The organism is Bacteroidia bacterium, from assembly GCA_039924845.1.
Classification (GTDB): Bacteria; Bacteroidota; Bacteroidia; order DATLTG01; family DATLTG01; genus DATLTG01.
The window spans coordinates 13,867-37,661 of sequence record JBDTAC010000079.1 but is presented as its reverse complement, the minus strand read 5'-3'; the positions used below and the strand labels follow the sequence as shown (position 1 = coordinate 37,661).

The following is a 23,795-nucleotide window of genomic DNA, read 5'->3' as shown; positions in this document are numbered from 1 at the left end:
CTTCGAAAAATTATTTTTCGGAAGCGTTATTTTTGCCTTCGGATAGTTCTTCCATTTTGTGTTCTGCAGGAATTTCAGGTATTTTATCAATGTGCGTTTTCACAGAATTTATTTCTTGCGAAATATCTGTTTCCTTTTTGATACTCATAATACTGTCGTTGATTTCACGCTGAATTCCGTTGGTGGCATCCTTAAATTCACGAATTCCTTTTCCTAATCCTCGCGCTACTTCAGGAATTTTGTCGGATCCGAAAAGCAATAAAAAAACAAACAGAATTAAAAAAATTTCTCCGCCGCCGATATCTAAAAATAGTAACATATTTTTTGTTTAAAAACTGCGCAAAGTTATAAAAATAAAATAATGATTTGGCAAGCGCTGCATCATTTATAGAATTTGTTATCTATTTTTCGAGGATTAAAAATTGGGTGCGTCTGTTTTTAGCACGTCCTTGATCTGTATCATTTGGCGCAATCGGATTAGAGGATCCGTAGCCTTTAAATTTCATTCTGGATTCGGCAATTCCGTGTTGCTTTAGGACTTCTCGTACCGTGAAAGCGCGATCGTTAGAAAGTGCTAAATTATCTTTTTCATCGCCCACATTATCCGTAAAACCTTGTACTTCGATTTTTATTTTTGGGTTTAGTTTTAAAAAATCAGCAAATTCATTAATTACCGACAAGGATATTTTTTTTAGTTCAGAAGAATTTGTTTCGTAATAAATATTGTGCAATTCATACGATTTTCCCACTACGACAGGCTTTATTTGAAAATTGACAACAACTGGTTTTTGTGAAAAACTATCTGCTGATGTTATTAGTTGAGAATTAAATGCGGAGCCTTTCTTTCTAATCGTTAAAATATAATCGTGTTTTTTTTGTATGTTGACGACAGCTGCGTATTCTCCCGTGGCTGTATCTACAACCACTCCCACCTTTTTTTTAGTTACTACATCTTTTATTTCAACACTTGCATTTTTAACCACATTGCCATTTTCATCTTTCATCATTCCTTTTATAAAAGCCACTTTTTCAGGACGTGCATCTTTGTATAAATCGAATGAAAAAATATCCCAACCTCCAATACCCGTACCTTTTACACGGTTCGGATCATTGGATGCAAAATAACCGAGATGTCCGTCGGTACTTGCAAAAAAACCTAAATCATCACCTGCGGTATTAATCGGATAACCAATGTTTACAGGTGTTTGCCATTTTCCGTTACTGTCAGCTCTCGAATAAAAAATATCATAACCACCAATTCCCGGAAGACCATCCGATGAAAAATAAAGTGTTTGACTGTCAGAATGGATAAAAGGAGATTTCTCGTTTCCAGCAGTGTTTATGGTTGGTCCAAGGTTTACGGCTTTTTCCCATTCGCCCGTTTTTGGATCACGAACGGTTTTGTAAATATCAATTTTTCCGTATCCGCCCGGACGATCGCTGGCAAAATAAAGTGTATTTCCATCCGCAGAAATAGAAGGTTGAGAATCCCAATAAACAGGATCGTTTACGTTGGGTCCCATATTTCTTATTTCGGTCCATTCGCCATTTACAAAATCGGACGTATAGATATCGCAATTGGGAAATTGCCCGCCTTCATCCTTGCAAATGGTATAATATAAATGTTTATTGTCGATAGAAATTGTTGCTCCTCCTTCGTTTGAATTTTGATTAAAGGGTGGGGGCATAGCATCGCCTCTATCAAAAATTCCATTTGATTGGCGTTCGCTGGACGAAAAAACTTCGATAAGTTGATCAGAAACAGCAACGCTTGCTTTTTGATCTGGTGGCATTCTCCGTGTAAAAAAACAATATTGATTATCAGGTGAAATAATTGGTAAATACTCATCCAAAGGTGTACAAATTCCGGCTACTGGTTTTGGATCGAAGGGAACAGGATGTTTAAAAATATTCGCATAAAATGTAGCAAATTTCAACATCTGTTTGGCATTCGATAAATAGGAATCGTAGTCTTTTGAAAATTTTTTTTCGTCTTCGTCTTTAAAAGCAATAAATTGGTTTAAATACGTGATGGCATCGTTGTATTTTTCTTGTTCATAATAACTAAATCCTAAAAAATAATAAGGGTCGGAATGGTAGTGTGGACAGGTTTGCACCACTTTCAAAAAATATTTTTCCGTGGGCTTAAAAGGAGCATTTTGATAAATGAGCGTTTTTATTAATTCTTCTGCGTAAGCAAAATTGGCAGCCGCATAATCGGGTTCTAATTGAAGCGCCTTTTGTAAATTATCTAAGCGTTCTTGCTTTTCGTATTTATGGATATTTGTGCCCTTTTCATAAAATTTTACGGCTTGTTTATTGTCACTATCTTGACAATTATTCTCTTGTGCAACAAGCAAAAAAGGAATTGCGAATAACGGAAGTAGAAAAATTATTTTACGTACTCGTTTTTTGTTCATTCGAAAAATTATTTTTTTGAAGGCTAAAAAATCCTTGTTTTTTTAATGGCCGCCCAGCATATTTTTTATCTTTTTTTCGGCATCTTTTTTAGCTTTGTCAGCGGCATCTTTGGCTTGTTGTTCTGCTTGCTGTTTGGCTTTATCTACGGCATCTTGCGCTGCCTTTTTTGCTTGATCGGCGCTGGCTTGTGCTTGTTTTAATGCAAGGTTTTTTAAGCTATCGGCAGCCGCTTTTGCTTTTGCTTCGGCTTCGGCTTTTGCTTTGTCCAATGCTTGTTGCGCCTCTTGTTTTAAATTATCTACAGCATCGTTCATTGCATTTTTTGTGTCTAATTTAATAGTAGGTTTAGTTACTGTTCCACCAAATTTTACGGTTAAATTTATTTTATCGCCTACGTTTACTTTTGCGCCTTTATTAGCAGCTTGTGTTACTAAATTATTTACCAAAGCATTGGCTTGTCCGCCTAATTCGGAGCGTGGCATTTGTATGTCCATGCCATAATCAATGGTTTGATCAAAGCCATTAGAGCCAGCTATTTTTCCACTGATATCGCCCACTTTATAATCGAATGGATCTATATACACTCTACCATTTGTAAATTTAAAAGAGATGTTGAGATTATTCATTTGCAGATGCTTTAATTTTGCATCTTTTAGTGCATCAGCCAATTTATTAATAGGTTCAAAACCTTCTACAACTACTTGTTTGGTGCTTAGTTTTCCACCACCTGTCAGCGAATTTAAGTCAGGGTGCATATTAGCTTGTAGAGTGCTTGTGAAGTTCATGGAAGTTGAGAATTTTCCAGTACAATATTTACCAATTGGTGCTAATTTTTGAACCGTATTAAAAGCTTGAAATGTTTGGCTGATATCGAAATCAGTAATAGTCAAATCGAAATCAACAATTGGTTTTTTAATATTTTTCGTGTTGTATGTTCCATTCACATTCATATCGCCACCAAGCGTACTCATTTTTAAATTATTCATTTTTATTTGTTGATTGTTTACAACTAAAGCTCCGCTCAATTTGCTCATCGTTAAATTTTGATAAATCATTTTTTCGATTGTTGCTGTCATTGTAAAATCAACATTTTCTGGTACCGCAATTACCGACAAGGAAGTGGTGTCTGCTTTCTTTGAATTGTTTGCAACAGAAGAATCGGCAGGTGTCATAAATTGGTTTAAATCCAAGAGAGAAGAGCGCACATTAAATTCACCTTTCAACACTTGTTTTTTGAAAATGTATTCCATGAAATTTTCTATTTTTCCGTCTGCTTGTATATCGCTTCGTCCAATTTTTGAATCGAAGGCAGAAAGAGCGACGTATTTTGGAGAGAAATCAAGCGTCATTTTGTTTAGCTGTATGATATAGGGCAGGGAAGAGGTTTGGTAATTCATATTGATTACACCGAATGAACCAGACGCGCTGAATTGATCATAGTGTTGTTTTTGGATAGCGGACATTTTCCCTTTCAAACTCACATTGGCTGTAATAATTCCACTCAGATTATCTTTTTTATCCAATGGTATCACTTCTTTTACGGTTGATAAATCTAATTTTCCAGAAATTTTCCCGTTGATATCAGGATCGGAAACAGGCGTTTGCACGTGCATGGTCATATCTACGGGGTTTCCTGCCATTTCAATATGAAATTTATTTACATCAATTACGGTATTATCTGGAATGCCCGTCTTGTTATCAATAACTACATCAACACCAATATTAGTAACAGCTTTCGGCAACGACGGATATTGAAACATTGCATTATCAATATTGATTTTAGCACCAAAGGCTGGCATTTTTTTATCGTTATAAATCCCTTTTACATAGCCACTTAAAGCTAATTTTCCGGATGTTTTGATGGAAGCAAAATCTTTGCTGTAAATGGCTGGAATAAGTGATAAAAAGTTTTTAAATTCGGATTGTTTAGCTGAAAAAACCAAGTCCATATCCATATCTGTTTTTGGCATTGCGAAATATCCATCACAGCCCAATTCCAAATCATTTAACCGAATGTCGTCGTTTTTAAAAGTAAATTTAAAATCTGGCATATTCACGTCGATATCGGCATCTGCGGCGGCTTTTACTTTATTCAAATATGCAATTCCACCGTAAATAGTGGTAAGCTGAGCAATTGTAGAATTTGTTTTTAGTAAAAAATTATCTTTTGTGAAATCTCCGCTTAGCTTGTGATTAAAGCCGTCTATCACCATTTTAAATCCCAAAGAAGCATCGTCGTAAATAATTGTCCCATCTTCTATCTGAAGTTTATTCAGCTTCATATTAAATTTTGAAGGAGATGAATTTGTCTGGGATGTATTGCTAACAGTAGGTTTGCTAATACTCCAATTTGCTGTTCCGTCTTTCAGCACTTTTGCGAATATTCTTGGTTTTTGAAGATAAATGGAATTTATTTTATATTGATTTCCGCTAATAACACTCATTAAATTAACCGTAACAGAAAGATTATTAACACTGAATAATGTATCGCCTTGAAAAGGAGCGATATTAACTACACTCACGCTATCCACGCTTAATTTAAAATCAGGAAAACTACTTAAAAGTGTTAAGTCGAAATCTCCAAAATTAATTTTCGCATTCAGGTTTTCATTGGCTTGCTCTTTAATCATTTTCACTATTTTCCCTTTGAATAAGAAAGGTAGCGCTGCCAAAATAAGGATCAACACGAGGAAAGAAATTCCTGCCCATTTTAAAATTTTTTTCATCGTTCTTTTGTTTTTTAGAATTGTAAAGATACAAAAATTAAATTTTTGCGCTGCGACTTCTCAGTATGAAATCGGCTAAAACAATCGCTGTCATCGCTTCTACAATTGGCACAGCACGTGGCAAAACACATGGATCGTGTCTGCCTTTCCCCATCATTTTTACGATTTCTTTTTTGTTATTTATTGTAAGTTGTTCTTGCATAATTGTAGCCACGGGTTTAAAAGCTACACGAAAATAAATATCTTCGCCATTGCTTATTCCGCCTTGGATTCCGCCGGAATGATTTGTTTTTGTAGTGATATTATCTTCACTCATTTCAAATACATCGTTGTGTTCCGAACCTTTCATTTTTACACCTTCAAAACCAGAACCGTATTCGAAACCTTTTACGGCATTTATACTCAACATTGCTTTTCCTAAATCGGCGTGTAATTTATCGAAAACAGGTTCGCCTAAACCAACCGGGATTCCCTTTGCCACAGCTGTTATAACACCGCCAATAGTGTCGCCTTGTTTTCGAATTTCTTCGATTTTAGAAATCATTTTTTCGGCAATTATTTCATCCGGGCAACGAACAAGATTGTTTTCTGTTTTTGATAAATCCAGTTCAAAATATTTTTTTTCGGTTTGGATATTTCCTACTTGAGATGTGTATGCAGAAATTATAATTCCGAATTGTTTTAAAAATAATTTTGCGATGGCGCCTGCTACAACGCGTGAAACGGTTTCTCGTGCAGAAGCTCTTCCGCCGCCGCGATAATCTCTAAAACCATATTTTGCATCGTATGTATAATCCGCGTGTGATGGGCGATACGCATCTTTTAAATGATCGTAATCTTTTGATTTTTGATTTTCATTTCGAACAATAAAACCAATTGGCGTTCCAGTCGTTTTTCCTTCGAAAATTCCAGATAAAAATTCGACTGTATCGCTTTCCTTGCGTTGTGTAACAAGGCGAGATTGCCCAGGTTTTCGGCGCTCTAATTCGTGTTGAATAAAATCCAAATTAATGGAAAGTCCCGCCGGGCAACCATCTACGATGCCGCCCAAAGCTTCTCCGTGCGACTCGCCGAACGTAGTTAATCTAAAAATGCTACCAAAAGTATTGCCTGCCATAAGTCGCAAATGTAAGAAATGTACGTTAAGCTCGAAATTTTGATAGAGAAATTTTGGTTTTGCATCTACACTTTTGCGAGAACAATGATGGATTCTGATAATGTAAAGAATAGCGTAGTAGATTCTTCCAAAGTAAATAAGCGATAAAAAAAGGGCGTCAAAAAATTATTTTTTCAAAGACAAAATTTTAGTGTTTGAAAAATTATTTTTTGAGAGCTTGAAATTATTTTTTACTTTCGCTCAAGCGGATACCGAAAAGCTTACGAGTAGGTGAACTAAAAAAATTTAAAATCATGAAAAAAATAAAAATAATACTTCTGGCTTTTGTTACCACTGCTTTATTTGCTGGATGTTCTAAGGATGGAGCGACAGGACCACAGGGGCCACAAGGAGCAGCAGGCAATGCAAATGTGCAAAGCGGAAATTTTAATGTTACCTCGTCAACTCAATGGACATATTCCGTACCATATTGGTACGTTAGTTTTTCAGATCCTCAATTGACCAGTAATATTGGAACTGGCGGTGCTGTGGAAGTTTTTGTGAGTGTGGATGGAGGAACTTCTTGGGGAGCAATGCCAAACGCGCAACCTTCTGGAACAGCTGGATTAAACGTTATGTGGGCGTACGGTTACGTTGGCAGTAATGTTACATTTGAATTTTCTTATAGCGATGGTGCCCAACACAATGATCCGAACACGTATTATGCAGCTTCATGCCAATTCAGAGTGGTATGTATTGCACCTTCTCAGTTAAAGGCACATCCCAATGTGAATTTAGAAGATTATAATGCGCTGCGCACAACTTTTAATTTGAAGAATTAACGTTTGAAAAATTATTTTTTTGAAAGCCGCAAATACTTGTTGTTTGCGGCTTTCTTATTTTAATGAAGGATTTAGAAAATTATTTTTAGAAGAGATACAATATTCAAAATAAAGTTGCGTTAGCTTATCGTAACTAAAAAATAAATTGAATGAATAAAACAATTACTAAAAACAAAAAAAGTACAATTGATGTTCAAAAAGAAGAAGGCGAAAAATTATTTTTTGAACCTTCGGAAAACGTTATCCGTAACATTTTGAATTATTCAAAAGCACTTAGCATCCGTAAACTTCGCAACGATGGATACGTGGAAATGCTGCTTAACTAATTTCATGATTGGTTTATAGTTTTTTTATCTGTTAGCTTAAATCGCGTCAAAAAAGCTCCTTCACAGATTGTGAATGGAGCTTTTTTGATTTATATTTGTCGGATAAGGATATGCAGAAAAAAGAACGTTTCGAGAAAATAATCGAGTATTTCAGTAAAAATAATCCAACTGCTGCAACGGAATTGGATTATAGAAATCCGTATCAGTTAATTGTTGCCGTTATTTTATCTGCGCAATGCACCGATAAGCGCGTGAATATGGTTACACCAGCTTTGTTTAAAGCCTTCCCGAATGCAAAAGTGTTGTCAGCAGCTACTTCCGACGAAGTTTTTCCGTACATCCGCAGCATCAGTTATCCAAATAATAAAGCCAAACATTTGGTAGGCATGGCAAAAATGTTGGAAACAGATTTTAAAGGAAAAATGCCTTCGGATGTGGATGAATTGCAAAAAATGCCTGGCGTGGGGCGTAAAACGGCTAATGTAATTGCTTCCGTAGTCTACGATAAACCTACGATGGCTGTGGATACGCACGTTTTTCGCGTGGCGGCACGCATCGGACTTTCCAGCAACGCGAAAACACCGCTCGAAACAGAAAAACAATTGGTAAAATACATTCCTGAAAAAATAATTCCGGTGGCACATCATTGGCTTATTTTACATGGCAGATATGTGTGTACGGCTAGAAATCCGAAATGTGAGATTTGCGGAATAAGTGCCTTTTGTAACTATTTTCAGAAAAAATAAATTTTTGTACAATATTTTTTTCGAAAAAATGTTAATAAAAAAGAATCGAATGGTTTTTCCTCTTTTAACTAATTTGTAACTTGCGCGTCTATGAAAATTCCAAGTATTATAATGAATGATAAACATGCTACCAAATTGCGGGAAGGCGATAAAGCTCCCAGTTTTGCTGCAAAAGATCAAAATGGAAAAATGATTTCCTCCGCCGATTTAAAAGGCAAAAAAATCGTTTTATATTTTTATCCGAAAGACAATACGCCTGGTTGTACGGCAGAATCCTGCGATTTGAAAAACAATTATTATGCTTTGCAAAAACAAGGTTATGAAGTAATTGGTGTAAGCGCGGACGATGAAAAATCGCATAAAAAATTTGCCGATAAATATCAATTGCCCTTTACATTGCTGGCAGATACAGACAAAAAAATAATTTTGGCGTACGATGTTTGGGGTGAAAAAAAATTTATGGGAAAAACATACGATGGTATTATCAGAACCACTTTTATTATTTCTGAAAAAGGAATTATCGACAAAATAATTACCGACGTTGATACAAAAAATCATACCGAACAAATTATCGAAAAGTAATAAATACAAATCCATAAAACCCAGAAAACATGAGCAAAGAAAAAGAATCAACAAAAAAAGATGCGGTCAAAGAAGTGAATAAAGAAAAAATGAAAGCCTTGCAATTGACCATCGAAAAGTTGGAGAAATCTTACGGTAAAGGAACCATTATGAAATTAGGCGATGCGGCGATTGAAAATTTAGAATTTATTCCATCCGGATCGGTTACGTTAGATGTAGCTTTAGGCATTGGCGGTTATCCGAAAGGGAGAATTGTGGAAATATACGGACCTGAATCTTCCGGAAAAACAACTTTGGCGATACATGCCATCGCGGAAGCGCAAAAAGCTGGCGGAATTGCTGCCTTTATTGATGCAGAACATGCGTTCGATCGTTTATACGCCCAAAAATTAGGTGTTGATATTGAAAGTTTATTGATTTCTCAACCTGATAATGGCGAACAAGCATTGGAAATTGCAGATAATTTAATTCGTTCTGGAGCCATTGATATCATTGTGATTGATTCCGTTGCTGCATTGACTCCGAAAAGCGAAATTGAAGGCGAAATGGGTGATTCTAAAATGGGATTGCACGCTCGATTGATGTCACAAGCATTGCGTAAACTCACTGCAAATATCAGCCGTACAGGCTGTTGCTGCGTATTCATCAATCAACTTCGCGAAAAAATAGGCGTTATGTTTGGTAATCCAGAAACGACTACTGGCGGAAATGCACTTAAATTTTATGCGTCTATTCGTTTGGATATTCGCAGAATTGGTCAGATAAAGGATGCAGAAGCCGTTGTCGGAAATCGCACACGTGTGAAAGTGGTGAAAAACAAAGTAGCGCCGCCTTTCCGTTTGGCAGAATTTGATATTATGTACGGAGAAGGTATTTCAAAAGTGGGCGAAATTATTGATTTAGCCGTTGATAAAGGAATTATCAAGAAAAGTGGATCTTGGTTCAGTTACGATGAAACGAAACTTGGACAAGGGCGCGATGCTGTGAAACAATTGTTGGGCGAAAATCCTGATTTATGCGACACGATTGAAGCAAAAGTAAGAGAGATATTGCAACCTGCTGTTTTAGTTGATTAATTATTTTTTTGTGATTCTGAACAGCCTCATTATGTTGTTCAGAATCACAATTATTTTTAAAATTAGTACATGAAAAATTATTTTTTTGCACTCCTTTTTGGAACTTCTTTTTTGTTTCTCGCCTGCAATCATTCCAATACCTCAAAAAATACAGCCACATCTGTTGCAACTGCCGATAGTACAGCTCAAAAAGATACTGTTCAGCAAAAGATAAATCAATTAAGTAATCAGTTGAAAACCAATGCAAATAATCCTGCATTATACAGTCAGCGCGCCAATTATTACAGTCTTCAAAAAAATTATTTGGATGCGATGAATGATTTAAAATCAGCTATTCGCTTAGATAGTACCAATGCAAATTACCTTATCGCACTTTCGGACGTTTATTTTACCATCAATCAAACAGGGCATTCCAAAGAAATGTTGGATAAATGTATTGCGCTAAATCCTAAAAATAAGGCGGCATTGCTCAAATTGGCAGAGCTATTTTCGTATGTGCAAAAATATTCGCAATCCATGACTTACATTGATCAAGTATTGCAATTAGACATCCATAATTCTCAAGCTTATTTTTTGAAAGGAATGAATTTTAAATTAACACACGATACGACCAATGCGCTTTCCAGCCTACAAACGGCAGTGGAGCAAAATCCGGATTATTACGATGCGTATGTGGAATTAGGAGTTTTGTACGAAGCCAAAAAATCTAAATCTGCACTGGATTATTACAACGATGCTTTACGTGTAAAACCCAATGATGAAATAGTTTTGTATGATATCGGGAAATATTATCAAGATGCCGAAGATTGGAACAATGCGGTGGAAACATATACCAAACTTTTGCAATTGTATCCGAATTACAAAAATGCTCAATTTAATCTCGGCGTGATTCATCTTTTAAATTTAAAAGTGTATGACATTGCGGTGAAAAATTTTACTGACGCCATAAAGTTGGATAGCGCCTATTATCAAGCTTATTACGGCAGAGGTTTATCTTATGATGCAATGAAAAATTACAATCAAGCGATGATTGATTTTCAGCGCGTTTCTCAAATCAACCCCAATTATAAACCTGTATATGAATCCATGAAAAAAATCGTGGCTGAAATCAGAAATGCAGGCGGAAACAAATAAAGGAACACTTCAGTAGAAACAAATTTTCAGCTTCAAAAAAATAATTTTTCAAACACCTTTTCTTGCCAAAAAATAAATCCTTTATTTTGGCACAGCAATTGACAATAGTGCGCGGCTAAAACCTTGTGTTGTTTGTTGTTTAAACGATTTTTAGCTTTGTTTTTTTTGAAATAGAAAATTTAAAAAATATTTTTCTGACAGATTGTCGTATATTGTAAATTAGAAATAGAAAGAAATTATGGAAGATAATTTTGAGTTTGAAGGAATGATGCCGCGCTTGAGAAGCAACATAGCGGATGACGATACAGAATTTATTCCACTGCTAACTTCGGAAGACGAAGAACAAATGAATTCGGAAAAAACGCCGGATACCTTGTCTATACTGCCTTTACGAAATACAGTTTTATTTCCGGGTGTGGTAATTCCCATTACTGTTGGTCGCGATAAATCCATTAAACTGATTAAAGACGCCTATAAAGGCGATAAAACGATTGGTGTGGTTTCGCAAAAAAACGATAGCATTGAAGATCCGAGTATTGAAGAACTCAATAAAATAGGTACGATTGCGCTTATTTTAAAAATGTTGCGCATGCCAGATGGAAATACAACGGTTATTATTCAAGGTAAAAAACGTTTTGAATTGAAGGAAATTATTCAGACAGAACCGTATTTAAAAGCAAGTATTTCGGCATTTGCAGAAAAGAAAACAACAGTGCGCGATAAAGAATTTGATGCCTTGATTGGTTCTTTGAAAGATCTTTCTTTGCAAATTATTCGCTACACGCCGCACATTCCGGCTGAAGTGGGTTTCGCCATTAAAAATATTGAGAGTCCTTCTTTCCTCATTAATTTTATTTCGTCCAACATGAATGCGCCAGTGGTGGAAAAACAAAAAATGTTAGAAGTGGCGGATTTACGCGAACGTGCAACGCTTTTGTTAAGTAATTTGACAAAAGAATTGCAAATGTTGGAATTGAAAAATCAAATTCAATCGAAAGTAAAAATTGACATTGATAAACAACAGCGCGAATATTTTTTGCAGCAACAAATGAAAACCATTCAAGAAGAATTGGGTGGAAATTCGTTTGAACAAGAAATTGATGAAATGCGCGCCAAAGCAAAAACAAAAAAATGGAATAAAGAGGTAGAAACCACTTTCAATAAAGAGTTAGATAAGTTGCAACGTATGAATCCGAACGCAGCGGAACATTCGGTGCAAACCAATTATTTGGAATTATTACTTGAATTGCCTTGGAACGAATACAGCAAGGATAATTTTAATTTAAAACGTGCAAAAAATATTTTAGATAAAGATCATTATGGTTTGGATAAAGTGAAAGAACGGATTTTAGAGCATTTGGCGGTGTTGAAATTGAAAAACAATATGAAATCGCCGATCATTTGTTTGTACGGTCCTCCGGGAGTTGGAAAAACTTCTTTGGGAAAATCAATCGCTAAATCCTTAGGCAGACAATACGTTCGGATGTCGCTCGGCGGTTTGCGCGATGAAGCAGAAATTCGCGGACATCGCAAAACCTATATTGGCGCGATGCCGGGAAGGATTTTACAAAACATCAAAAAAACAAAAACGTCGAATCCTGTTTTTGTGTTGGATGAAATTGATAAACTGGGCAGCGATTATCATGGAGATCCTTCTTCTGCTTTGTTGGAAGTGCTGGATCCCGAGCAAAATAGTACGTTTTATGATAATTTTGTAGAATTGGATTACGATTTATCTCGCGTTATGTTTATCGCAACAGCTAATTCTTTGAATAACATTCAACCGGCATTGCTGGACAGAATGGAGATTATAGAAGTTTCAGGATATACGGTAGAAGAAAAAATAGAAATCGCGAAAAGTCATTTGGTTCCCAAACAATTGGAGGAACATGGCGTAAAACCGAAACAGATTACGTTTGCAAAATTAATTATCGAACACATTATTGAAAATTATACGCGCGAATCAGGCGTACGAAGTTTGGAAAAAACAATTGCGAAAATTGTTCGTAACAGAGCCAAATCTATTGCCATTGGAGAAAAGTTTAATTCGGAGATTTCTGAAAAAGATTTACTGAAAATATTAGGTCCGGCGCATGTGAAAGATCGTTATCAAGGAAATGATGTTGCTGGCGTAGTTACTGGATTGGCGTGGACTTCCGTTGGTGGTGATATTTTATTTATTGAAGTAAGTTTGAGCAAAGGCAACGGAAAGTTAACATTGACGGGCAATTTGGGTGAAGTGATGAAAGAATCGGCTGTGATTGCACTCGAATATTTGAAAGCACATTGCGATTTATTAAACATTTCGTACGAAGTTTTTGACCAATGGAATGTACACATTCACGTGCCAGAAGGTGCTACGCCGAAAGATGGTCCTTCGGCTGGAATTACCATGTTGACGGCACTTGCATCTGCGTTTACGCAACGCAAAGTAAAAAAACATTTGGCGATGACAGGCGAAATTACGCTGCGCGGAAACGTGCTTCCAGTGGGCGGAATTAAAGAAAAAATCTTGGCAGCAAAAAGGGCAGGCATCAAAGAAATTATTTTGTCGGAAGAAAATAGAAAAGACATTGAAGACATCAAAGCCGATTATTTAAAAGGAGTGAAATTTGTGTACGTAGAAAAAATGATTGAAGTGGTGGAAAATGCTTTACTGACCGAAAAAGTAAAAAATCCTATTGATTTTACAGTGAAGAAAGAAACGGCTTCGAAAAAATAATTTTTCAAAAATAAGAAATGTTAAAATTTAATTTCTTTTCGAGAGTGCGCGAAGAGCTTCAGAAAATGAAGCAGAAATTAGATGAGTTAAAAGAAAAAGAAGATTGGAAGAGAGCAGAGTTGGTGCTAAATGATTTCTGTTTAGAGCAATTTCAGTACAGTTTAGCAGATATCGAAAAAATACCTTCCGAAAAAATAATTTTTCAACTCTCTCAAAAAAAAGTTTTTACGAACGAAGAATTTTCTGCTTTAGCAATTGTACTTTCTGAAAAAATATTTTTGAATGAAAAATTAAATCTACCTATTTTGAATTTATTAAAGCAAAATTTAGCTGTTTTGGAATATGTCAATGAACAGGAAAAACAAACGCTTTCCTTAGATAGAGTGGTGCAAATAAATTTTCTGAAAGAAAAAATAAAGGAAATAACGAGTTGAAAAAATAATTTTTCGGAGACCATGAAACTGCTCATTCTGCAAACGGCTTTTATTGGCGATGTTATTTTGGCTACTTCTTTAGTAGAAAAATTACATCAATTTCATCCAATTGCTGAAATTGATTTTTTGTTGCGAAAGGGCAATGAGTCTTTATTGGAAGGCCATCCATACATTCATCAAACGTTAGTTTGGGATAAGAAAAAGAACAAACTGAAAAATCTTTTTTTACTTCATAAAAAGATTGAAAAAGAAAAATACGACGTTGTTATTAATCTTCAGCGTTTTGCTTCTTCTGGATTTTTAATAGCATTTTCGGGCGCGAAACAAAAAATTGGATTTGAAAAAAATCCCTTTTCTTTTTTATTCACGACCAAAATAAAACACGAAATAGGAGGGAAGAAGTACGAAATTGATCGCAATCAAGAATTGATAAAAGCCTTGACAGATGGCGTTTCTGTGAAACCAAAATTGTATCCTTCAAAAAATAATTTTTTAAGTGTTGAAAAATATAAAACGCAAAAATATTTTTGTATTGCTCCGGCTTCTATTTGGTTTACGAAACAATTTCCGAAAGAAAAATGGATTGAATTAATTAAAAATAGTTCGATTGAAAAAAAATTTTTTCTGTTGGGATCTCCTACAGATTACGATTTGTGCGAATACATCAAAATAGAAAGTGGAAATAAAAATGTAGAAAACCTTGCTGGTAAAATTAATTTTTTAGAATCGGCTGCGCTGATGCGTGATGCCGAAATGAATTACGTAAATGATTCCGCGCCTTTGCACATTGCTTCTGCAATGAATGCACCTGTTACAGCTATTTTTTGTTCCACCGTTCCCAGTTTTGGTTTTGGTCCATTGTCGGATAATGCACGTGTTGTAGAAATTAATGAATTGCTGGATTGTCGCCCCTGTGGCTTGCACGGACATGCTGCTTGTCCAAAAAAACATTTTAAATGTGCTTTAGGAATTGACGTGAAACAATTACTCTAAAATCGGTTTGAAAAAATAATTTTTCAACGCTCAATTTGATCGCTTCCACAATGTTTTTCGATTAAGCCGTTTGCCATCTTATCGCCCAATCCATCAGCAGTATATAAATCAACACAAGCTCCTTTTTTATCACCCGATAAATATTTTGCAGCAGCTCTATTTACAAAGGCTTGCGAATAATTTGGATTGATTTTTATAGACTCATCCAAATCCATAATGGCATTTCTGTAGTCTTTCAAACCAGTCTCAGCAGTACCTTTAAAATTAAGTGCTTTGTAATTTTTTTTATCCATTTTTAATGCTGTTTCGCTGTCGCTTAATGCGCCTTGACAGTCGCTAACCGTTAATTTTGCTGCTGCTCTATTGATGTATGCTTCTAAATTTTTATCGTCCAATCCGATGGCAGAATTATAATCGCTTATGGCATTTTTAAAATCATGATTTTTAAATTTGGCGTTTGCTCGTTTCGTAAAAAAATCAGAATTGGCAGAATCTGGCTGAATCTCATAGGCTTTATTATAATCAGCAAGTGCTTCCGTTGTTTTTCCGAGCTTTATTTTTTCGTCAGCACGAAAAATATACGCTTTGATATTGTTATCCTTTAATTCAATGGTTTTATCGAAATCACTAATAGCATCAATGGGTTTATTCATTTTACTTTTCACAAATCCACGATAAAAAAAAGCATCGGCATTGGCGTCGTTTAGGTCAATTGATTTATCTAAATCACGAAGAGCGCTTGGTCCATCCGGAATTTGAATCTCTGTCAAAGCCCGATTATAAAAGGCTTCTGCGTATTTTGGGTAATTTGTTATGGCTTTATTAAAAAGAAGAATTGCCTCTTTGTATTTTTTCAATTTATAATTATCGAGTCCCATTTTATTGAAGACAAGCGCATAATCAGGCTTTAATCGAATAGCTTTATCGTAACTTTTAAGTGCCTCTTTATACTCTTTTAAACTATCATTTTTTTGTCCGAGTTTCAGAAAGTCATCCGCAGTTGTCTGTGAGAACGACCGAAAGGAGAGTAAACTAATTATTCCAAAAAGAAATAAAAATTTCATGGACAATTAAATTGAATCGAAAAATTATTTTTTTGAAACGTCTTTTTTATCGCTTGAAAAATTATTTTTTAAACAGCTTGTATTTTCAGTTTCCATTTTTCAGGAATCGGAATGCTGCTTTGCTTGGTGTAATTGAAACAAACCAATATTGCCATTCCGCTGGCACATTCAATTTCCTTTCCGTTTTCTATTTTTACGATGCAACAATTCATATCGAAACTTTTTGTACCTAACTTGGAAACCCACGTATAGCAATGGATTTCATCGTCCAACACAATGGGATGTTTGTATTCCATTTCTACTTTTGCAATAATCACGCCTTCGTTTTGCCAATCAATTTTTTGATTATTTCCCATCAACGCTCTGAAATAATCCATGCGTGCGTACTCGAAATACGTGATGTAATTGGCGTTGTTCACGTGCCCCATTTGATCCACATCTTTAAAGCGGATTTGTATTGGCGTTTTTTGTTTGAAAGCATTCATGAGCGGTTACGAATATCGAATAATTACGAATTTACGAAAAATTAATTTTCAACGTCCAATTGCTCGTAAACAGAATTATTGCTTTTAAATTCTGGCACCAATTGTTTCATTTTTTGAACAATGGCTTGGTTGTTTTGTTTGTTGAAAAGACCTATTAAATCAGTAATTTCAGAGGTGATAATGGTGAAATCGTACTCTTTTACTTTGGCAATTAATATTTGAGAATGGTGTGTGGGAATTGTTTTTTCTTTGTCGTTTAATAACTCTTCAAATAATTTTTCGCCCGGACGTAAACCTGTGTAAATAATTTGAATATCCTTATTTAATTCCAATCCCGAAAGTAAAATCATTTTTTTTGCGAGATCAATAATCTTCACCGATTTTCCCATGTCGAAAATAAAAATTTCTCCGCCCTTTCCCATGGCACCGGCTTCCAAAACCAATTGACAGGCTTCCGGAATCGTCATAAAATAACGCGTAATTTCGGGATGAGTAATCGTAATTGGTCCGCCATTTTCGATTTGTTGGCGAAAGTGTGGAATCACCGAACCGTTTGATCCAAGAACGTTTCCGAAGCGTGTGGTAATAAATTTTGTAGTGGTTGAAATTTTATTTAATGATTGACTGTAAATTTCTGCAATGCGTTTGGAGGCACCCATCACATTACTTGGATTAACAGCTTTGTCTGTCGAAATTAACACCATCTTTTCTACCTTAAAATCAACGGATAAATCGGCTAAATTTTTTGTTCCGAGTACGTTGGTGAGAATAGATTCCGATGGATTGTTTTCCATCATCGGTACGTGTTTGTAAGCCGCCGCGTGAAATACTATTTGTGGCTTAAATGTATTGAAAACATTAAACATTCGTTCTTTATTTCGAATATCTCCCATCACAATTTCAAAAGCGGTAGAACTGTATTTTTCTGTCAATTCCAATTGCATATCGTGCAAAGGAGATTCCGCTTGATCCAACAAAATTATTTTTTTCGGATGAAAACGAATAATTTGTCGTACCATTTCACTTCCAATAGAACCAGCCGCTCCCGTTACCAAAATTATTTTTCCGGTCAATTGTTTTTCGATATTTTCTTTGTCGAGTTGAATCGGATCGCGCTCTAATAACTCCTCAATTTTTACTTTTTTAATTTGCTTAAAACTGAGTTCTCCGTTAATCCAATTGTTTACAGGCGGCACATTCAGAACTTTTGTATTGTTGTTGAGACAAATATCTACGATGGCTTGTTTACGTTGCGGACTAAGATGTTGAACGGAAATAATTAAATGTGCAATGGTGGTTCTTTTTAGCATTTCCGGCAACTCTTCAAAAGAATGAATGCTAACTCCTTCAATTTTTTTGCCTTGTTTTTTTTTATCATCATCCACAAAAGCCAATACTTTGTATTTTGTCCCGGCATCTCTGTCAAGCGTTCGCAGCGTGATAATTCCTGATTTACCCGCTCCAAAAATGATTACATTTTTTTTATTTTTGGTCGGATTAGTCAATTCCATATACAAAGCTTTGAATAAAACGCGCAAACTAATCAGTAAAAATGCACTCGCCATGTAATCTATAATAATGATGGAAAAGGGAATCGGAAATGTTTTGTTGATAAATTTATAGGTGATGATATTGATTAAAACAAACACAAGTGTGTCGATAGTGACTACAATAAATATACGCTGCGCATCTTTACTGCTCGTAAATTTTACAATGCCTTGATAGGTTTTCGAGAAATAAAAACTAATGGCTCTAACGCCCAATACGCAAGGAAAAACAATTTGGAAATTGATAATTTCGATTCTCGGAATGGCAAAATTAAATCGAACTAAATAGGCTAAAATCAGTGAAAATAGACATATCCCCATGTCTATGAAAAAAATAATCCAACGGGGCATATTTTTAACGAAAATGAAATTGAGTTTTTTCATATAAAAAGAGTGCTCAAATATAGCTAAATAAGTGTTTTGGTTTTCAAACCGTATATTTGCGTTTTTATTTTTACAGATTTGTAAAATTAAACCCAACAGAAACTTCTATGCCGCGAATTTTATTTATAGCAGCACATCGTCCAAATCGTTCGCCCAGCCAGCGTTTTCGATTTGAACAATATTTTAGTTTTCTGAAAGAAAATGGATTTGACTATCATTTATCTTATTTGATTTCTGAAAAAAACGACCAGCTTTTTTATAAACCGGGTAGTTTTCACGCTAAGTTGTATATTTTTTTAAGAAGTGCATTAAAGCGTCAAATGGATGTGTGGCACGCTTCCGATTATGACATTGTTTTTATTCAGCGCGAGGCATTCATGACAGGTTCTACTTTTTTTGCGCGTCAAATACGTAAGAAAAAAGTCAAATTTGTGTATGATTTTGACGATGCCATTTGGCATTTGGATGTTTCGGACGCCAATAAAAAATTAGGTTGGCTCAAAAGCCCAGGTAAAACGGTAAAGTTGATTTCGATGGCGGATTTAGTGATTGCAGGAAACAACTATTTAGCGGATTATGCTAAACACCACAATGAAAACGTCGTAATTATTCCTACCACAATTGATACCAATTATCATCGAAAAATTAATTTTTCAGCAACTAATAAAAACAAAGTTTGTATTGGTTGGACAGGTAGTATCACTACGATTAAACATTTTGAACACGCAGTTTCTTTTCTGAAAAAGATAAAAGAAAAGTACCAAGATAAAATTGAAATAAAGGTGATTGGCGATCCAAATTATTTTAATGAAAGCATTGATGTGAAAGGAATTGAGTGGAATAGTGAAACCGAAATCGAAGAACTTTCAAAAATTGACATTGGCATAATGCCTTTGCCGGATGATGAATGGACGAAAGGGAAATGTGGACTGAAAGGCTTGTCGTACATGGCGATGGAAATTCCTGCAATTATGTCGCCAGTAGGCGTAAATACGGATATTATTGAGGACGGCATAAATGGTTTTTTGGCAGTGTCGGAAAATGAATGGATTGAAAAACTTTCTTTGCTGATTGAATCGCCTGAATTGCGCGAAAAAATAGGAAAAGAAGCACGCAAATCGGTTATCGAGAAATATTCTGTTGAATCACAAAAACAGCGTTATTTGGATTGTTTCAATGCATTATTGAAACGTACGTAATGTACTTCTGAAAAATTATTTTTTTGAAGGCTCATTATTGAATAATAATTTATTTTGTAGTCGGATTCAAATTAGCGGCTGCATCCGTATTTCTTTTTCCTAAAAGAATGTGGAAAGAAAAATCAAATATCATATTATTTCCTTTATTCCAAGTATAATAAGAAGCATAATAAGGTGTATAATCTCTTTTTACCAATGGTTGCAGGGAATTGCTGTATCGTGCACAAAAATAAAAGCGTTGTGAAAAACTATAATCAATACCTGCAAAAGCATTGATATCAGTGGTGTTGTAATTTGCTGAGGTGAGCGGAACGCTGTATGTATTCTCAACAAAAGAGGAACTTAGTAATCTTCCAACAGCTACTCCTGCCTCCAAATCTACTTTGTCCACCAGCTTTCCAGACATTTTAAACCGTATTCGATGCCGGATTAAAACGCCCGCATTCAGATAATTTAAAGTAAGTCGAAATGAACTATTATTTAAAGAATCGGGTGCTTGTGTAGCGCCTGCTTGTGTGAAATTTATTTCAAATTGAAGAATATTTTTATCGCTGATGTGAGTATTGGCAAAGGCTCCCAGTGTAAATCCTAATTTATACGCATCGTTATCATAATCTTTCGTGTCTATCCCATTTACGGTTGTCATCGCAGGACCAAATGTAATTCCTGTTTGAAAACGTTGCGCTTTCGCAGAAAAATTAAAAATCAATAAAAAAGAAAGTATAATACTGGATGATATTCCTTTGTGTGCAAGCATTTACGGAGATTTAATACTGAAAATAGAATAATTTAAACGAGTTTAAAATTAAATTTTTTATCGCAGAAAAACGGTATTTCAAAAAAATAATTTACATTTGTCCCATATCATCTGAAAAATGAGAACAATTGTTTTAAATAAAAAATGGTGGCAATTCACAAAAGAACTTGTGAACGGCTAACGTATTTATTAAAACTCGATATACAAAAAAGGCTTACTGTTCACAGTAAGCCTTTTTTGCGTTAATACTTTACAGATAAAAAAATGGAAACTAAAAAACATACAATATACACACAGCATAAAAAATTACTCGCAGATACGTACACGCCGGTGAGTATTTATTTGAAATTACGTGATAAATTTGCGAATTCTATTTTACTCGAAAGCTCCGATTATCACGGCAACGAAAATAGTTTTTCCTATATCTGTTGCGAAGCAATAGCGACATTTAAAGTATCTGAAAATAAAATTTTTACACAGTTTCCAGACGGTTCTGAAAATACGATAACGATTGATTCTACTATTTCTGTACCAACGGAATTAACTGCTTTTTCAACTCAATTCGAATCGGAGAAAAATGATTTTAAATTCATTCACAACGGATTATTTGGATACATAAATTACGACGCCGTTCGTTATTTCGAAACGCTTGAGATACCCGAAAATACAGATGAAAAAACGAAAACTCCAGATGTTTTATACCACGTTTATAAATACGTTATTGCAATCAATCATTTTAACAACGAAATGTATTTGTTCGAACATTCCATTCAAAAAAATAATTTTTCGGATGGCTTAGAAACGCTTGAGAAATACATTCAAAATAAAAATTATTCGCAGTATCCTTTCACAATTGTTGGTGAGGAAAAATCGAATTATTCAGATGCTGGATTTTTAGAAATTATCAGAAAAGGAAAAGCGCATTGTCATCGTGGAGATGTTTTTCAAATCGTTTTGTCGCGACAATTTTTACAACAATTTCAAGGTGATGATTTCAATGTTTACAGAGCTTTACGTTCGATAAATCCTTCGCCTTATTTATTTTATTTTGATTATGGAAATTTTAAAATATTCGGTTCGTCGCCCGAAGCGCAAATCACGATTAAAAATAAAACAGCGGCTATTTACCCAATTGCAGGCACTTTTCGCAGAACAGACGATGAAAAAGTGGATGCAGAATTAGCTGAAAAATTAAAAATAGATGCGAAAGAAAATGCGGAACATGTGATGTTGGTTGATTTAGCAAGGAATGATTTAAGCCGAAATTGCGAAAATGTAAAGGTGGAAATTTTTCGCGAAGTGCACTATTATTCTCACGTCATTCACCTCGTATCAAAAGTTTTAGGGAAAGTAAAAGAAAAAAACAATACTCTAAATGTAGTTGCCAATACATTTCCGGCAGGCACGCTTTCCGGTGCTCCCAAACACAAAGCGATACAATTAATTCGCAAATACGAAAATAAAAATCGCGGATTTTATGGTGGCTGTATTGGTTTTATGAGCTTCGACGGAGATTTTAATCACGCGATTATGATTCGTTCTTTCTTGAGTAAAAATAATTTTTTAATTTCTCAGGCAGGAGCTGGAATCGTAGATTCATCCAATGAACAAAGCGAATTGAACGAAGTTGGAAATAAATTAGCGGCTTTAAAAAAAGCAATTGAATTAGCAGAAAAAATTTAAAATAAAACGACATGACTATTTTACTTCTCGATAATTACGACAGTTTTACGTACAATCTCGTTCATTTGATTGAAAAAATTTGTGATCACAAAGTGGAAGTGCATCGAAACGATCAGATTTCGCTTTCAGAAATTGAACGATTTGATCGAATTGTTTTGTCCCCTGGTCCTGGAATACCAAGTGAAGCAGGTATTTTATTGGACGTAATAAAAATGTACGCTCCGAAAAAAAATATTTTAGGCGTATGTCTCGGGCATCAAGCCATTGCGGAGGTTTTTGGAAATTCACTCATCAATTTAAAAAATGTTTTTCACGGCGTGGCAACACCAATTCATGTAGTGAAAGAAGATTATTTATTCAAAAATATTCCGAAAAAATTCAATGCGGGACGTTATCATTCTTGGGTTGTAAATCCTGAAAAAATTACAAATGAAATTGAAGTTACGGCTATTGATGATCATGAAAATATAATGGCGTTACGTCATAAAACCTATGCTGTTCGTGGCGTCCAGTTTCATCCAGAAAGTATTTTGAGCGAACACGGAGAACAATTAATGAAAAATTGGATAAGCGAAAAATAGATGAAAAAAATCTTAAATAAATTATACGAACATCAAGCGCTTTCAAAAACGGAAGCGAGGGAAATGCTTACAAATATTGCGCTTTCGAAGTATAACAACAGCGAAGTAGCAAGTTTTTTATCTGTTTATTTGATGCGTAGTATTACGGTGGATGAATTGGAAGGTTTCCAGGAAGCGATGTTGGAACTGTGTTTAAAAATTAATTTTTCAGATGCTGAAACCATTGATTTGGTTGGCACAGGAGGTGATGGAAAAAATACATTTAATATTTCTACGCTCGCTTGTTTTGTGGTGGCTGGCGCAGGAATTAAAGTAACAAAACATGGTAATTATGGCGTTTCATCTGTGAGTGGATCGTCTAATGTGATGGAGTTTTTAGGGTATACATTTTCGAATAATTCGGATGTGTTAAAGAGAGAATTAGATCGCTCCGGAATTTGTTTTTTGCACGCACCTTTATTTCATCCTGCAATGAAAAATGTGGCTCCGATACGAAAAGAATTGGGTGTAAAAACTTTTTTTAATATTCTCGGTCCGATTGTCAATCCTGCGTTTCCAGCTCATCAATTATTAGGTGTTTATAATTTAGAATTGGCGCGTTTGTATAATTACTTATTTCAAAAAACGGCTAAAAAATACACTATTGTGCATTCCTTAGATGGTTACGATGAAATTTCATTGACCGCACCTTTTAAGGTGATTTCGACCAATTCGGAACAATTGCTAAGTCCAGAAGATATAGGATTTCGAAAACTAAAACAAGACGAATTATTCGGTGGAAATTCAGTGAAAGAAGCTGCCGAAATTTTCATCACTGTTTTAAATGACAAAGCAACAGAGGCGCAAAAAAATGCAATTATTGCCAATGCAGGAATGGCGATTCACTGTGTAAAATCAAATTTGAAATTATCAGAATGCCTTGCTATGGCTAAAGAATCTATCGAATCAAAAAAAGCATTGTCTGTTTTTAATAAACTAATCACTAAATAAAAATCTC

At 35.0% G+C, this 23,795-nt stretch carries 21 protein-coding genes; 13 read left to right on the top strand and 8 right to left on the bottom strand.

Features of this window, described 5'->3' with window-relative positions:
• Positions 1-10: 10 nt before the first annotated feature.
• The 4 genes from tatA to aroC all read right to left on the bottom strand — a co-directional run bounded on the left by tatA (position 11) and on the right by aroC (position 6,264).
• Positions 11-319 (bottom strand): twin-arginine translocase TatA/TatE family subunit, encoded by a 309-nt coding sequence (tatA, locus tag ABIZ51_09095; protein ID MEO7088934.1) that lies wholly within the window; start codon positions 317-319, stop codon positions 11-13.
• Positions 320-401: 82 nt separating this feature from the next.
• A complete protein-coding gene (locus ABIZ51_09090) occupies positions 402-2,420 on the bottom strand; it encodes an OmpA family protein (GenBank protein MEO7088933.1) in 2,019 nt (672 codons plus the stop codon).
• A gap of 42 nt (positions 2,421-2,462) precedes the next feature.
• A complete protein-coding gene (locus ABIZ51_09085) occupies positions 2,463-5,147 on the bottom strand; it encodes an AsmA-like C-terminal region-containing protein (GenBank protein MEO7088932.1) in 2,685 nt (894 codons plus the stop codon).
• A 37-nt stretch (positions 5,148-5,184) separates the two neighbouring features.
• Positions 5,185-6,264: a chorismate synthase gene (aroC, locus tag ABIZ51_09080; GenBank protein MEO7088931.1), complete on the bottom strand. Its 1,080-nt coding sequence runs from the start codon at positions 6,262-6,264 to the stop codon at positions 5,185-5,187.
• Between the two features lie 293 nt (positions 6,265-6,557).
• Here aroC and ABIZ51_09075 point away from each other — a divergent pair, with 293 nt between their 5' ends.
• From ABIZ51_09075 to ABIZ51_09035, 9 genes are all read left to right on the top strand, one after another.
• Positions 6,558-7,085: a hypothetical protein gene (locus ABIZ51_09075; GenBank protein MEO7088930.1), complete on the top strand. Its 528-nt coding sequence runs from the start codon at positions 6,558-6,560 to the stop codon at positions 7,083-7,085.
• Between the two features lie 149 nt (positions 7,086-7,234).
• Positions 7,235-7,411 (top strand): hypothetical protein, encoded by a 177-nt coding sequence (locus ABIZ51_09070; GenBank protein ID MEO7088929.1) that lies wholly within the window; start codon positions 7,235-7,237, stop codon positions 7,409-7,411.
• A 110-nt stretch (positions 7,412-7,521) separates the two neighbouring features.
• Positions 7,522-8,157: an endonuclease III gene (gene nth, locus ABIZ51_09065; GenBank protein MEO7088928.1), complete on the top strand. Its 636-nt coding sequence runs from the start codon at positions 7,522-7,524 to the stop codon at positions 8,155-8,157.
• 90 nt (positions 8,158-8,247) lie between these two features.
• Positions 8,248-8,739, top strand: a complete 492-nt coding sequence (gene bcp, locus ABIZ51_09060; GenBank protein MEO7088927.1) for a thioredoxin-dependent thiol peroxidase — start codon at positions 8,248-8,250, stop codon at positions 8,737-8,739.
• A gap of 29 nt (positions 8,740-8,768) precedes the next feature.
• Positions 8,769-9,815 carry a recombinase RecA gene (recA, locus tag ABIZ51_09055; GenBank protein ID MEO7088926.1) on the top strand — a complete coding sequence of 349 codons (1,047 nt, stop codon included), beginning with the start codon at positions 8,769-8,771 and terminating at the stop codon, positions 9,813-9,815.
• Between the two features lie 69 nt (positions 9,816-9,884).
• Positions 9,885-10,949, top strand: a complete 1,065-nt coding sequence (locus tag ABIZ51_09050) for a tetratricopeptide repeat protein (GenBank protein ID MEO7088925.1) — start codon at positions 9,885-9,887, stop codon at positions 10,947-10,949.
• A gap of 238 nt (positions 10,950-11,187) precedes the next feature.
• Positions 11,188-13,671, top strand: coding sequence for an endopeptidase La (gene lon / locus ABIZ51_09045; GenBank protein ID MEO7088924.1), 2,484 nt, complete (start codon positions 11,188-11,190; stop codon positions 13,669-13,671).
• A 17-nt stretch (positions 13,672-13,688) separates the two neighbouring features.
• Positions 13,689-14,105 (top strand): hypothetical protein, encoded by a 417-nt coding sequence (locus ABIZ51_09040; GenBank protein MEO7088923.1) that lies wholly within the window; start codon positions 13,689-13,691, stop codon positions 14,103-14,105.
• Positions 14,106-14,126: 21 nt separating this feature from the next.
• Positions 14,127-15,098 (top strand): glycosyltransferase family 9 protein, encoded by a 972-nt coding sequence (locus ABIZ51_09035; GenBank protein MEO7088922.1) that lies wholly within the window; start codon positions 14,127-14,129, stop codon positions 15,096-15,098.
• 23 nt (positions 15,099-15,121) lie between these two features.
• On the opposite strand, the gene ABIZ51_09030 is transcribed toward ABIZ51_09035, so the two are convergent.
• The 3 genes from ABIZ51_09030 to ABIZ51_09020 form a co-directional block, all read right to left on the bottom strand.
• On the bottom strand, positions 15,122-16,162 hold the full coding sequence (locus tag ABIZ51_09030; protein ID MEO7088921.1) for a tetratricopeptide repeat protein: 1,041 nt from the start codon (positions 16,160-16,162) through the stop codon (positions 15,122-15,124).
• A 68-nt stretch (positions 16,163-16,230) separates the two neighbouring features.
• Entirely contained in the window at positions 16,231-16,647 is a 417-nt protein-coding gene (locus ABIZ51_09025) for an acyl-CoA thioesterase (protein ID MEO7088920.1), read from the bottom strand.
• Between the two features lie 41 nt (positions 16,648-16,688).
• Positions 16,689-18,578: a nucleoside-diphosphate sugar epimerase/dehydratase gene (locus tag ABIZ51_09020; GenBank protein ID MEO7088919.1), complete on the bottom strand. Its 1,890-nt coding sequence runs from the start codon at positions 18,576-18,578 to the stop codon at positions 16,689-16,691.
• Between the two features lie 107 nt (positions 18,579-18,685).
• Here ABIZ51_09020 and ABIZ51_09015 point away from each other — a divergent pair, with 107 nt between their 5' ends.
• Entirely contained in the window at positions 18,686-19,777 is a 1,092-nt protein-coding gene (locus ABIZ51_09015; protein MEO7088918.1) for a glycosyltransferase family 4 protein, read from the top strand.
• Between the two features lie 49 nt (positions 19,778-19,826).
• On the opposite strand, the gene ABIZ51_09010 is transcribed toward ABIZ51_09015, so the two are convergent.
• The gene (locus ABIZ51_09010) at positions 19,827-20,534 is read right to left on the bottom strand and encodes an outer membrane beta-barrel protein (protein MEO7088917.1); all 708 of its coding nucleotides are present in this window, start codon (positions 20,532-20,534) and stop codon (positions 19,827-19,829) included.
• Positions 20,535-20,798: 264 nt separating this feature from the next.
• Between ABIZ51_09010 and ABIZ51_09005 the strand changes: the two genes are divergently transcribed.
• The 3 genes from ABIZ51_09005 to trpD are packed head-to-tail and all read left to right on the top strand — an operon-like array spanning position 20,799 to position 23,788.
• A complete protein-coding gene (locus ABIZ51_09005; protein MEO7088916.1) occupies positions 20,799-22,217 on the top strand; it encodes an anthranilate synthase component I family protein in 1,419 nt (472 codons plus the stop codon).
• An 11-nt stretch (positions 22,218-22,228) separates the two neighbouring features.
• Complete coding sequence (locus tag ABIZ51_09000) at positions 22,229-22,798, top strand: aminodeoxychorismate/anthranilate synthase component II (GenBank protein ID MEO7088915.1); 570 nt, start codon at positions 22,229-22,231, stop codon at positions 22,796-22,798.
• Entirely contained in the window at positions 22,799-23,788 is a 990-nt protein-coding gene (trpD, locus tag ABIZ51_08995; protein ID MEO7088914.1) for an anthranilate phosphoribosyltransferase, read from the top strand. It abuts the gene before it with no gap.
• Positions 23,789-23,795: the final 7 nt, after the last annotated feature.